Source organism: Streptomyces sp. NRRL B-24572 (assembly GCF_002156145.1).
Taxonomy (GTDB): domain Bacteria; phylum Actinomycetota; class Actinomycetes; order Streptomycetales; family Streptomycetaceae; genus Streptomyces; species Streptomyces vietnamensis.
This window is the reverse complement of sequence record NZ_MWIG01000203.1, coordinates 1-12,627: the sequence shown is the minus strand read 5'-3', so window position 1 is coordinate 12,627 and position 12,627 is coordinate 1. Positions and strand designations below refer to the sequence as shown.

Annotated in this window: 9 protein-coding genes and 1 tRNA gene; all 10 read right to left on the bottom strand. The window is 69.4% G+C overall.

The window, feature by feature from the left end:
* Positions 1-149: 149 nt before the first annotated feature.
* Positions 150-1,469 carry a hypothetical protein gene (locus CCN56_RS12920; RefSeq protein WP_256961942.1) on the bottom strand — a complete coding sequence of 440 codons (1,320 nt, stop codon included), beginning with the start codon at positions 1,467-1,469 and terminating at the stop codon, positions 150-152.
* Positions 1,470-1,775: 306 nt separating this feature from the next.
* The gene (locus tag CCN56_RS12915; protein WP_003958712.1) at positions 1,776-1,910 is read right to left on the bottom strand and encodes a DLW-39 family protein; all 135 of its coding nucleotides are present in this window, start codon (positions 1,908-1,910) and stop codon (positions 1,776-1,778) included.
* 159 nt (positions 1,911-2,069) lie between these two features.
* Positions 2,070-2,143 (bottom strand) — tRNA-Ile (locus CCN56_RS12910).
* 102 nt (positions 2,144-2,245) lie between these two features.
* Positions 2,246-2,806, bottom strand: a complete 561-nt coding sequence (locus CCN56_RS12905; RefSeq protein ID WP_041130163.1) for a DUF3566 domain-containing protein — start codon at positions 2,804-2,806, stop codon at positions 2,246-2,248.
* 106 nt (positions 2,807-2,912) lie between these two features.
* Entirely contained in the window at positions 2,913-5,510 is a 2,598-nt protein-coding gene (gyrA, locus tag CCN56_RS12900; RefSeq protein ID WP_086826580.1) for a DNA gyrase subunit A, read from the bottom strand.
* 41 nt (positions 5,511-5,551) lie between these two features.
* Positions 5,552-7,582 carry a DNA topoisomerase (ATP-hydrolyzing) subunit B gene (gene gyrB / locus CCN56_RS12895; RefSeq protein ID WP_086826578.1) on the bottom strand — a complete coding sequence of 677 codons (2,031 nt, stop codon included), beginning with the start codon at positions 7,580-7,582 and terminating at the stop codon, positions 5,552-5,554.
* 382 nt (positions 7,583-7,964) lie between these two features.
* Positions 7,965-8,519 (bottom strand): DUF721 domain-containing protein, encoded by a 555-nt coding sequence (locus tag CCN56_RS12890; RefSeq protein ID WP_086826576.1) that lies wholly within the window; start codon positions 8,517-8,519, stop codon positions 7,965-7,967.
* Between the two features lie 23 nt (positions 8,520-8,542).
* On the bottom strand, positions 8,543-9,664 hold the full coding sequence (gene recF, locus CCN56_RS12885) for a DNA replication/repair protein RecF (RefSeq protein WP_086826574.1): 1,122 nt from the start codon (positions 9,662-9,664) through the stop codon (positions 8,543-8,545).
* A gap of 59 nt (positions 9,665-9,723) precedes the next feature.
* Entirely contained in the window at positions 9,724-10,602 is an 879-nt protein-coding gene (gnd, locus tag CCN56_RS12880; RefSeq protein WP_041130168.1) for a phosphogluconate dehydrogenase (NAD(+)-dependent, decarboxylating), read from the bottom strand.
* 111 nt (positions 10,603-10,713) lie between these two features.
* A complete protein-coding gene (gene dnaN, locus CCN56_RS12875; protein WP_086826572.1) occupies positions 10,714-11,844 on the bottom strand; it encodes a DNA polymerase III subunit beta in 1,131 nt (376 codons plus the stop codon).
* Positions 11,845-12,627 lie beyond the last annotated feature (783 nt).

Sequence of the window (12,627 nt, the reverse complement as noted above, 5' to 3'; positions counted from 1 at the left end):
CACCCACGGCTCCCACCGCCCCCGCGGCACTCGCCCCGGTACGGCGGCCGGGACCGCCCCCGAAGGTGGCGGTCCCGGTGCTCCTGCTCGCGCTGGTGTCGCTCGCGGTCGGTTTCTGGGCCCTGACGCAGGTCTGAGCCCGAAGGGTTCTAGGCCCTGCGCCGGGCCAGCAGGGTCCAGGCCCCGAGCCCCAGGAGCAGTACGGTCCCGGTGCCGATGCCGGCCGCCGCGACGATCCGCATGGAGCCGCTCCGCTCGGCGGCCTGCTCCACCTGCGCGCCGCTGGAGCCGCTCGCGGCCGCCTCCTTGTCACCGGCGGTCACGGTGAAAGGGCCGGGGTCCCCGTCGTACCCGGGCCCGGCCTTCGCCTCGTTCATCACGCTCACCCGCAGCGTCAGCGGCACCGGCTTGTCGCCGTAGTCCTTGGCGACCGCCGGGCTGAGGGTGGCCGACAGGTAGTACCAGCCGGCGAACCGCATGCCGTTGGTGGCGTCGTCGTACGCGGTGCGGTTCTCGTGGGCCACCGGCCGCTGCGGACCGAGCGCCACCGTCGCGGGCTTCCCGTCGTAGGTGACGGTGTTCTCGTCGACGTGGCCGAGCGCCGGGTTCTCCAGGGAGAGGACGAGGGCGTTGGAGACGTACGCGTCGGAGGCGGAGCTGCTGCCGAGCTCGGCGGTGGTGAAGAGCTGCTGTCCCCAGTCGACCGGCACCCGGTAGAAGAGCGTCTGGCCGGGCCGGATGTCGGAACGCCATTCGCCCTGGGTCAGCGAGGCGGCGTCGTGGATGCCGGAGCCGCCCTGTCGCGGCCTGGGGCCGCCCGTGGGCGGCGCGGGCGTGGCGGAGGGCCAGGCGGACGGGAGCTCGGTCGGCCCGGCCTTCTTCAGCGGCGGCTCGGACAGGTGGCGGATCTCGAGCCCCCAGTCGTCCGGGGTGGAGGTCGCCTTCGAGGAGCGCTCGACGAGCACGTAGAAGGCCCCCGCCTGCTGGCAGCTGGAGCTGTCCGCGTCGACGATCCGGCGGGCGTACCCGGCGAGGGGGCGCGGGTAGTCGGCCGACCCGAAGTCGACCTGCTGGTAGCTGCATTCGGCGCCGGAGCCGTCCTGCATGGTCACCTTGAAGCCGTCGCCGTACTCGACCTTCCCGCCCGGCTTCGGCACGGCGACCACGGACACGTACGCGTTCCGCCGGGTGTCGAGGTCGACCCGGTAGTAGACCTTGCCGTCCTTCTTGAGGGTGTCCCGGTACGTCTGGCCGGTCTTCAGGGCCTTCGCGTCCAGGCTGGAGGCGGCGCCCTGGATCTGCTGGGCCGAGCCGTCGAAGGCGTACGGGGGCACCGCCGCCCCCTCGGCGCCTTCGGCCGCCCGGGCCTGGACGGGCAGTGCCGTCACCGCGCCCACCGCCGCGGCCGCCGCGATCAGGGCTCCCGCCCTCCGGCCGATCCCGGGCCGCCTCCCCGCCTGCGTGCTCACGCGTCTCTCCCGTTCCTTCCCGCCCTGCGCCGCGCCCGCCCGAGGGCGATCAGCACCCCGGCGAGCAGCACCGGCGCCCCGCCGCCCACCGCGACGGCCGTGGTGCCGGTCCATCCTGCCCCGCCCGTACCTACGGTGTCCGCCCGCGCGGTGGATTCGCCCTGGCCCGCGATCACTCGACTTTGCTTTAGCAAGCCATCGGTTTGCTCTAGCGAACCAAGGAGGCCCGTGTCACGCCCTCTGGAACAGCGAAACCCCGGCGGCGCTCATGCGCTGCCGGGGCTTCACCCACAGAGTGTGTGTCTCTCAGACACCGGAACCTGCGGGCACGGAGTCGGTCGCCTCCGTCCACAGATCCTGCTCGGCGCGATCCGCCTGGATCTGGCGGTACACGAGGAGCCCGCCGATGGCGGCCAGTGCGACCAGGAGAAGCTTCTTCACCGCGCGACCTCGTCTTTCGTTGACGTAGGAGACTTCTGACGCCCACTCTACACATCGACCGATACCGATCGGTGACCTGTGCGGTCTTCGCACCCCTGCTTCAAACCTCACACAAACAGATCGACCCGGATGGAGTACCATCCGGGTCGATCCGATCTGTGGGGCTAACAGGATTTGAACCTGTGGCCTCATCCTTATCAGGGATGCGCTCTAACCAACTGAGCTATAGCCCCGCCGCGCTTTGCGGTTTTTCGTGTCCGCCGCGCTGACTCCTGAACATTAGCGCACGTGGGGGCCAGTCCCAAAATCGGTTCCTTCCCCGGCCCCCTCGCAGGTCACTCGTCCTCGGCCAGCGTCAGCTCCACACCGCCCACGAAACCGGCCGACAGGTTGTAGATGAAGGCGCCCAGCGTGGCCAGGGCGGTCATCAGGACCACGTCGATCACGGCGATCACCGAGGTGAACATCAGCACCCGCGGCAGCGACAGGAACGACTGCAGATCGAAGCCGTTGGACTCGTTCGAGCCCGTGGCCTCGCTGATCGTGCCGCCGACCGTCGAGAAGACGCCCATGGCGTCCATGACCATCCACAGCACCGCCGCGGCCACGACCGTGCAGATGCCCAGCGCGATGGAGAGCAGGAAGCTCACCTTCATCACCGACCACGGATCGGCCTTGGCCACCCGCAGCCGCGCCTTGCGCGTCCTGGGCGTCGTACGCGCCCCGGTCCGCGGCCGGCGCACGGCCCCGGTCTGCCCGCCCTGCGTACCGCCCGCGGGGGCGCCGTACGCCTGCGGCGGGTGGTAGGGCCCGCCCGGCTGCCCCTGGGGGCGCTCGCCGGGCAGCGGCCCGTTGTAGGTCTCGTACGAGGGCTGCTGCCCCCGAGTGTCCGTCACCGCAACCCCCTGGGAGTCCGTGGCGGGGCCACGGGCGCCGTTCGCTCCCGCACCGGCAGAAGCTCCGGCAGCCGCCGATCCGGCGCCCGTGGCTCCACTCACGCTCTTACTCCTCGTGCTCCCCGGCCGAGGGCTCCGTGCCCTCGGCCGCTCCGGCCTCGACCGAGTCGGCCGACTCGACGACGCCCTCGGCGTCCTCGATGTCGTCGTCCTCGCTGCCCGCCTCGGCGTTCCGTGCGATGCCGACGACGGCATCGCGCTTGCCCAGGTTGATCAGCTGGACGCCCATGGTGTCACGGCCGGTCTCCCTGACTTCGTTGACTCGCGTACGAATCACACCGCCGGACAGCGTGATGGCGAGGATCTCATCCGTCTCCTCGACCACCAGCGCGCCCACGAGCGAGCCACGGTCCTCCACGATCTTGGCGGCCTTGATGCCGAGGCCGCCACGACCCTGGACGCGGTACTCGTCGACGGGGGTGCGCTTCGCGTACCCGCCGTCGGTCGCGGTGAAGACGAACGTACCGGGCCGGACGACATTCATCGAGAGCAGCTCGTCGTCCTCGCGGAAACTCATCCCCTTGACGCCCGAGGTGGCGCGTCCCATCGGGCGCAGCGCGTCGTCGGTCGCGGTGAAGCGGATCGACTGCGCCTTCCGGGAGACGAGCAGCAGGTCGTCCTCGGAGGAGACCAGCTCGGCGCCGATCAGCTCGTCGTCGCTGCCGTCCTCGCGCTCCCGCAGGTTGATCGCGATGACACCGCCCGAGCGGGGCGAGTCGTAGTCCTTCAGCGCGGTCTTCTTCACCAGGCCGGCCTTGGTGGCGAGCACCAGGTACGGCGCGGCCTCGTAGTCGCGGATCGCCAGGATCTGGGCGATCTGCTCGTCCGGCTGGAAGGCCAGCAGGTTGGCCACGTGCTGGCCGCGCGCGTCCCGGCCGGCGTCCGGCAGCTCGTACGCCTTGGCCCGGTAGACCCGGCCCTTGTTCGTGAAGAAGAGCAGCCAGTGGTGGGTGGTGGAGACGAAGAAGTGGTCGACGATGTCGTCCTGCTTCAGCTTCGTGCCGCGCACGCCCTTGCCGCCGCGCTTCTGCGAGCGGTAGTCCTCGGTCTTCGTCCGCTTCACATAGCCGCCGCGCGTGATGGTGACGACGATGTCCTCCTCGGCGATCAGGTCCTCGATGGACATGTCACCGTCGAAGGGCACCAGCTTGGAGCGGCGGTCGTCGCCGAACTTCTCGACGAGCGCGGCCAGTTCCTCGCTGACGATCGCACGCTGCTTCTCCGGCGAGGCCAGGATCGCGTTGTACTCGTCGATCTTCGCCTGGAGCTCGTCGTGCTCGGCGACGATCTTCTGGCGCTCCAGGGCGGCGAGCCGGCGGAGCTGCATCTCCAGGATCGCGTTGGCCTGGATCTCGTCGATCGCGAGCAGGTCCATCAGGCCCGTACGGGCGACCTCGACGGTGTCGCTGCGCCGGATGAGGGCGATGACCTCGTCGATCGCGTCGAGGGCCTTGAGCAGACCGCGCAGGATGTGGGCGCGCTCCTCGGCCTTGCGCAGCCGGAACTTCGTCCGGCGGACGATGACCTCGATCTGGTGCGTCACCCAGTGGCGGATGAACGCGTCGAGCGAGAGGGTGCGCGGCACGCCGTCGACGAGCGCCAGCATGTTCGCGCCGAAGTTCGTCTGCAGGTCGGTGTGCTTGTACAGGTTGTTGAGGACGACCTTGGCGACGGCGTCGCGCTTGAGCACGATGACCAGGCGCTGGCCGGTGCGGGACGAGGTCTCGTCGCGGACGTCGGCGATGCCGCCGATCTTGCCGTCCTTCACCAGGTCGGCGATCTTCTGCGCGAGGTTGTCCGGGTTGGTCTGGTACGGCAGCTCCGTGACCACCAGGCACTGGCGGTTCTGGATCTCCTCGACCTCGACGACCGCGCGCATCGTGATCGAGCCACGGCCGGTGCGGTACGCCTCCTCGATGCCCTTGCGGCCGACGACGAGCGCGCCGGTGGGGAAGTCGGGGCCCTTGATCCGCTCGATCAGCGCGTCGAGGAGCTCCTCGTGGCTGGCCTCGGGGTGCTCCAGCGCCCACTGGGCACCGGCCGCGACCTCGCGCAGGTTGTGCGGCGGGATGTTGGTGGCCATACCGACGGCGATGCCGGCGGAGCCGTTGACCAGCAGGTTCGGGAACCGGGCCGGGAGGACCGTCGGCTCCTGGTTGCGGCCGTCGTAGTTGTCCGTGAAGTCGACGGTCTCCTCGTCGATGTCGCGGAGCATCTCCATCGACAGCGGCGCCATCTTGCACTCGGTGTAGCGCATGGCGGCGGCCGGGTCGTTGCCCGGGGAACCGAAGTTGCCGTTGGAGTCGACGAGCGGCAGGCGCATCGACCAGGGCTGGGCGAGGCGGACGAGCGCGTCGTAGATCGAGGAGTCGCCGTGCGGGTGGTACGTACCCATGACGTCGCCGACGACGCGGGCGCACTTGTAGAAGCCCTTCTCGGGCCGGTAGCCGCCGTCGTACATCGCGTACAGCACGCGCCGGTGGACGGGCTTGAGGCCGTCCCGTACGTCGGGCAGCGCGCGGGACACGATGACGGACATCGCGTAGTCGAGGTACGAGCGCTGCATCTCGGTCTCGAGCCCGACGGGCTCGATCCGCAGCACGGGTTCCTGCTCTTCGGTGGTCGGAGTGGTTTCGTCGGCCATTGCTGGTCGTCAGTCCTTTCGTACGGTCAGCTGAGACCGACTCAGATGTCGAGGAAGCGAACGTCCTTGGCGTTGCGCTGGATGAACGAGCGCCGCGCCTCGACGTCCTCGCCCATCAGCACCGAGAACAGGTCGTCGGCCTGGGCGGCGTCGTCCAGGGTGACCTGGCCGAGCACACGGTGCTCGACGTCCATGGTGGTGACGCGCAGCTCCTCGGCGTTCATCTCGCCGAGACCCTTGAAGCGCTGGATCGAGTCTTCCCTGATCCGCTTGCCGTTCTGCTTGCCCAGCTCGACGAGCGCGTCCCGCTCCCGGTCCGAGTACGCGTACTCGAAGTCGTCCCGGCCCCACTTGATCTTGTAGAGCGGCGGGCGGGAGAGGTAGACGTGCCCGGCCTCGACCAGCGGCCGCATGAAGCGGAAGAGGAAGGTCAGCAGCAGGGTGTTGATGTGCTGGCCGTCGACGTCGGCGTCCGCCATCAGGATGATCTTGTGATAGCGGAGCTTCTCGATGTCGAAGTCCTCGTGCACACCGGTGCCGAAGGCGGAGATCAGCGCCTGGACCTCGGTGTTCTGCAGGATCTTGTCGACGCGGGCCTTCTCGACGTTCAGGATCTTGCCGCGGATCGGCAGGATGGCCTGGTACATCGGGTTGCGGCCGGACTTGGCCGAGCCGCCGGCGGAGTCGCCCTCGACGATGAAGATCTCGCACTTGGACGGGTCGTTCGACTGGCAGTCGGAGAGCTTGCCCGGCAGGGACGCCGACTCCAGGAGGCCCTTGCGGCGGGTCAGGTCGCGCGCCTTGCGCGCGGCCACGCGCGCGGTGGCGGCCTGGATCGACTTGCGGATGATGTCCGCGGCCTCGTTCGGGTTGCGGTCCAGCCAGTCGTTGAGGTGCTCGTAGACCGCCTTCTGGACGAAGGTCTTGACCTCCGTGTTGCCCAGCTTGGTCTTGGTCTGGCCCTCGAACTGCGGCTCGCTCAGCTTGACCGAGATGATCGCCGTCAGACCCTCGCGGATGTCGTCACCCGTGAGGTTGTCGTCCTTCTCGCGGAGCAGCTTCTTGTCGCGCGCGTACTTGTTGATCAGCGAGGTCAGCGCCGCACGGAAGCCCTCCTCGTGCGTGCCGCCCTCGTGGGTGTGGATGATGTTGGCGAAGGAGTAGACGCCCTCGCTGTAGCCGCTGTTCCACTGCATCGCGACCTCGAGGGACAGGTTCTTGTCCTTGTCCTCGGCGTCGAGGTCGATCACGGTGGGGTGGATCAGCTCGCCCTTGCGCGAGTTGAGGTACTTCACGAAGTCGACGATGCCGCCCTCGTAGTGGTACCTGACCGTGCGCGCGGTCGACTCGGTGGCCGCCTCGGCGTCTGGGTCGTCGGCGCCGACGGTCGCCTTCGCGGACTCGCGCTCGTCGGTGAGCGTGATCGTCAGGCCCTTGTTGAGGAAGGCCATCTCCTGGAAGCGCCGCGAGAGCGTCTCGAAGGAGTACTCGGTGGTCTCGAAGATGTCGGGGTCGGCCCAGAAGGTCACCGACGTGCCGGTCTCCGAGGTCTCCTCGTGCTGGGCGAGGGGGGCGGTCGGGGCGCCCATCTTGTAGTCCTGCGTCCAGCGGTGGCCGTCCGTCTTGATCTCGACGGAGACCTTGGTGGACAGGGCGTTCACGACCGAGACGCCGACACCGTGCAGACCGCCGGAGACGGCGTAGCCGCCGCCGCCGAACTTGCCGCCCGCGTGCAGCACGGTCAGCACGACCTCGACGGCCGGCTTGCCCTCGGAGGCCACGATGCCCACCGGGATGCCACGGCCGTTGTCGACGACGCGTACGGCACCGTCGGCCAGGATCGTCACGTCGATGGTGTCGGCGTGGCCGGCCAGGGCTTCGTCGACCGAGTTGTCGACGACCTCCTGCACCATGTGGTGCAGACCGCGCTCGCCGGTCGAGCCGATGTACATGCCAGGGCGCTTGCGCACGGCATCCAGGCCCTCGAGGACCTGGATATTGCTGGCGGTGTACTGGGAGTTCTCGTTGGGGTCGCCGGAATCGGCCACGAAGCGCCCTTTCTGGCACAGCACAGGCCGCTCTCCGGGCATACCGGAGCGGCTGCGTCGTTCGACATGTTCCGCAGGGTGGCGGGATTGTCTCCCAGTCTACCGGTACCACCGACACTCATGGGGGTTTGCCGGTACCTGAATGCGCATGTGCCGCCCTGGGCGGGAGCGAGACGACTCCCCATATCCGGATAGGGGCTCCAGGGCCCCCTGACGGCCACCTAGCGCTTCGAGCGGTGACGGCCAGTGGGCACAAGTTGTGGGCATGCGTTCCGCCGCGCGTTGTGGGCAATCGTTCCGCAGGGCGGAACGGGTGGGCACAACGCCCACGCGCACGGCGCCCTACCGCTTGGACCCGCACCACGAGGGCCCTCGCGACGACCCCGCACGACAGACTCCCGGCGCTCTAGCCGTACGTGTCCCCGGGCCCGACGGACCCCGGCGCCCGCAGCGGCCCGTACCCCCGCCGAGGCGCACCCGGCCCGAGGACCTTGATCATCCGCACGGTCCCGTGCCCGAGGTCCTCGTTCAGCCGGGCCACAAGCGTCGGCGCAAGGAGCCGCAGCTGCGTGGCCCACGCGGTGGAGTCGCACTGCACCGTCAGCACCCGCGCATCCGGCTCCTCGTCGAACTTCACCGGTACGCAGTGCTTGGCGAGGTCCTCGCCCACGATCTGCGGCCACCGCCCCATCACGCCGCCGACCGCCGCCGGGGTCTCCCAGCCCCGCTCGGTGATCAGCCGGTTGATCGCGGCGCCGAGCGCCATCGGGTCGCGTCCGTCGGCGCGCGCGCCGGAGCGCAGCCCGCCCCCGCGTCGGGCCTGCTTCTTCTGCTGGGCGGCGGCGCCCTTCGCGCGGGCCTGTTCCTTGGCGGCGCGCAGCGCGACCCGGGCGAGGTCCACACCCGACGGCTCGGTCGGCGCGGGCCTGTCCACAGACTGTGGAGAGTTTTCCTCGCCCATACCCGTCACACCCGTCACAGCCGTCACACCCGTTCCACTGTTCCGCCGGAGACCGCGTACCGGGTGCCCGTGAGCACGCCCGGCACGTCGTCGTCCACCGCCGCCGTGACGAGCACCTGCTCGCCCGGCGCCACCAGCTCCGCGAGCCGCTCGCGCCGCCGCGCGTCCAGCTCGGCGAAGACGTCGTCGAGGACGAGGACCGGCTCGTTGCCCTCGGCCCGCAGCAGGTCGTACGAGGCGAGCCGCAGCGCCAGCGCGTACGACCAGGACTCGCCGTGGCTGGCGTACCCCTTCGCGGGGAGGTCGCCGAGCTTGAGGAGGAGCTCGTCCCGGTGGGGTCCGACGAGCGTGACGCCCCGCTCGATCTCCTGCTTGCGGACCTCGGCGAGGGCGGCGAGCAGCTGCTCGTACAGCTCCTCGCGGGTGTGCCCGGCGCCGGGCGCGGAGGGCCGGTATTCGAGGAGGATCGGTCCGCCGCCGGGCGCGAGCTGCTCGTACGCCTTGTCGGCGAGCGGCCGCAGGACGCCGATGAGGTCGAGCCGCTGGGCGAGCAGCTCGGCGCCCGCCCTGGCCAGGTGCTGGTCCCAGACGTCCAGGGTGGACAGGTCCATGCCGCGGCCGCCGTGCCGCCTTGCCATCGCCGCCGACTTCAGGAGCGTGTTGCGCTGCTTGAGCACGCGCTCGTAGTCGGAGCGCACGCCCGCCATGCGCGGCGTGCGCGCCGTGATCAGCTCGTCGAGGAAGCGCCGGCGCTCGCCGGGGTCGCCCTTGATCAGCGCCAGGTCCTCGGGGGCGAACAGCACGGTCCGCACGATGCCGAGCACGTCACGGGGTCTGACCTGCGAGGACCTGTTGATACGGGCACGGTTGGCCCGGCCCGGGTTGAGTTCGAGCTCGATCAGCTGGGAGCGCTCGCCCTGGGTGACCGCGGCCCGGATGACGGCCCGCTCGGCGCCCATCCGGACGAGCGGGGCGTCGGAGGCGACGCGGTGGCTGCCGAGGGTCGCGAGATAGCCGACGGCCTCGACCAGATTGGTCTTGCCCTGGCCGTTCGCGCCCACGAAAGCGGTGACGCCCGGGTCGAGCGGGACCTCGACCCGGGCGTAGGAGCGGAAGTCGGCCAGCGAGAGATGCGTGACGTGCATGGTGGGCGCCGACCTTCTTCCCCCGGCGGCTGTGCACCGCGGGGTGCACAGCCTGTGGATTACTTCTTCGTCTCGACCGCGTGGCCGCCGAACTGGTTGCGCAGCGCGGCGATCATCTTCATCTGCGGGGAGTCGTCCTGACGGGAGGCGAACCGCGCGAACAGCGACGCGGTGATCGCCGGCAGCGGAACGGCGTTGTCGATGGCGGCCTCGACCGTCCACCGGCCCTCGCCGGAGTCCGACGCGTAGCCCCGCAGCTTGTCCAGGTGCTCGTCCTCGTCCAGCGCGTTCACCGCGAGGTCGAGCAGCCAGGAGCGGATGACCGTGCCCTCCTGCCAGGAGCGGAAGACCTCGCGCACGTCGGTGACCGAGTCGACCTTCTCCAGGAGCTCCCAGCCCTCGGCGTAGGCCTGCATCATCGCGTACTCGATGCCGTTGTGGACCATCTTCGCGAAGTGGCCGGCGCCGACCTTGCCCGCGTGGACCGAGCCGAACTCGCCCTCGGGCTTGAGCGCGTCGAAGATCGGCTGGACCTTCGCCACGTCCTCGGCGGAGCCGCCGTACATCAGCGCGTAGCCGTTCTCCAGGCCCCACACGCCGCCGGAGACGCCGCAGTCGACGAAGCCGATGCCCTTGGCGGCGAGCTCCTCGGCGTGCTTCTCGTCGTCCGTCCAGCGCGAGTTCCCGCCGTCCACGACGATGTCGCCGGGGGAGAGCAGGTCGGCCAGCTCGTCGATGGTGGACTGGGTCGCGGCACCGGCCGGGACCATGACCCACACGACGCGCGGACCCTTGAGCTTGCTCACAAGCTCTTCGAGGCTGTGGACATCGGCGAGGTCCGGATTGCGGTCGTATCCGATGACGGTGTGGCCTGCGCGGCGGATGCGCTCGCGCATGTTGCCGCCCATCTTGCCGAGACCGACGAGACCGAGCTCCATCAGAGATTCCTTAAGCGTCGTGTGCGGTTTACCCGGGTCCGAGCCTACGCCCGGACCCGGGTGCACACCTGTGGGGTCAGCCGCTCAGGCGATGCCCCCGTTTTCGGCTGATCAGCCCGAGAGCCGCACCGGCATGATCAGGTACTTGTAGGCCTCGTCCGCCTCGGCGTCGAGCGCGGGCTTGCCGCTCAGCAGCGCCGGCTTGGTCGACGTCGTGAAGGAGAGCTGGGCGACCGGGGAGCCGATCGCGCTCAGGCCTTCCAGCAGGAAGGTCGGGTTGAAGGCGATCGAGATGTCGTCGCCGTCCAGCTGCGCGTCGACCCTCTCCACAGCCTGTGCATCGTCGCTGGAGCCGGCCTCCAGGATGAGGACGCCCTGCTCGAAGCTCAGCCGGACCGGGGTGTTGCGCTCGGCCACCAGGGCCACACGCTTCACGGCCTCCACGAAGGGGGCGGTCTCGATCACCGCGACCGAGTTGAACTCGGTGGGGAAGAGCGTCCGGTACTTCGGGAGGTCGCCCTCCAGGAGGCGGGTGGTGGTGCGGCGGCCCGCGCCCTCGAAGCCGATGAGACCCTCGCCCTTGCCGGAGCCCGAGAGCGCCAGGGTCACCGTGTCGCCGCTGGTGAGCGCCTTGGCGGTGTCCAGGAGGGTCTTCGCGGGCACCAGGGCGACCGCGGAGGCGTCCGGGGACTCCGGCTTCCACAGGAACTCGCGGACCGCGAAGCGGTAGCGGTCGGTGGAGGCCAGGGTGACCGTGTCGCCCTCGATCTCGATGCGCACGCCGGTGAGGACGGGCAGCGTGTCGTCACGGCCGGCGGCGATGGCCACCTGCGCGGCGGCGGAGGCGAAGACCTCACCGGGGACCGTGCCGGTCGCGGTGGGCATCTCCGGCAGCGCCGGGTACTCCTCCACAGGCAGGGTGTGGAGAGTGAAGCGGGAGGAGCCGCAGACCACGGTCGCCCGTACACCGTCTGTGGAGATCTCCACGGGACGGTTGGGGAGGGCGCGGCAGATGTCGGCGAGCAGCCGGCCGGAGACGAGGACGGTGCCGTCCTCCTCGACCTCGGCCTCGACCGAGACCCGCGCGGAGACCTCGTAGTCGAAGCTCGAGAAGCTGAGGGCTCCGTCCTCGGCCTTCAGGAGAAGGCCCGCGAGCACGGGCGCCGGCGGACGGGCCGGGAGGCTGCGGGCCACCCAGGCCACCGCCTCCGCGAGTACATCGCGCTCCACCCGGATCTTCACCGGAACCGCCTCCTGCTGTTGCTGGCTCTTCGTCGACTGCGGGAACCAGTCTGACGTACGCCACCGACACTCGGTGCGGCTCGGGGTCAAGTCGAGACGAGAGTGCGACGGAGCTCCGGCGCCGAGTTGTGCACAGGTCCCACTTCGAAGCGAATTCCGGGCTAACTCTATGTGGGAGTAGTAGTAGGGCCTGTGGAAACCGTGGATAACGTCGTTTGCGCAGGTCAGATCCGGTTTTTTGTCCACCGAGCCTGTGGGTGGAACCCGTGGACAACCGGGGGTATCTGTGGACACCCGAAAGTTCTGCACAGCCGGTACACAGGCCATGGGGAGTTCTCCCCAGCGCTGTCCCCAGCTTTCCCCAGGTTCCCCACAGCCCAAACGTCTCCCTTGGTGTGACCGCTTTCACTCGTCCCAGTGAGCAGACGTGTTTCGTTGCCGAACAGTGGACAGCGGTGTGGAGAAGCTGTGGGCAACCGACTCCTCCCTGTGGGCAGCCGGTGGACAACCTTCGGGGCCCCCTGTGGACGAAAGATTCATCCACAGCCTGTGGAAATCGTTTGCCAACAATTCCACAAGGGTCTGACCTGGGGTGATGAACTGTCACCAGGCAGCCCTGTGGACACAATCCGGATAACTTGGCAGTCCCCACCCTGTGGACGGGAGATCATCCCGCAATCTGTGGAGAACCTGCCACCGAAACGTGGGAATCGAACAGCCCGGGGTCACAGGCAGGGGTCGGCCGGGGGGCGGCCGACCCCTGCCTGTGACCCCGGGCTGTTC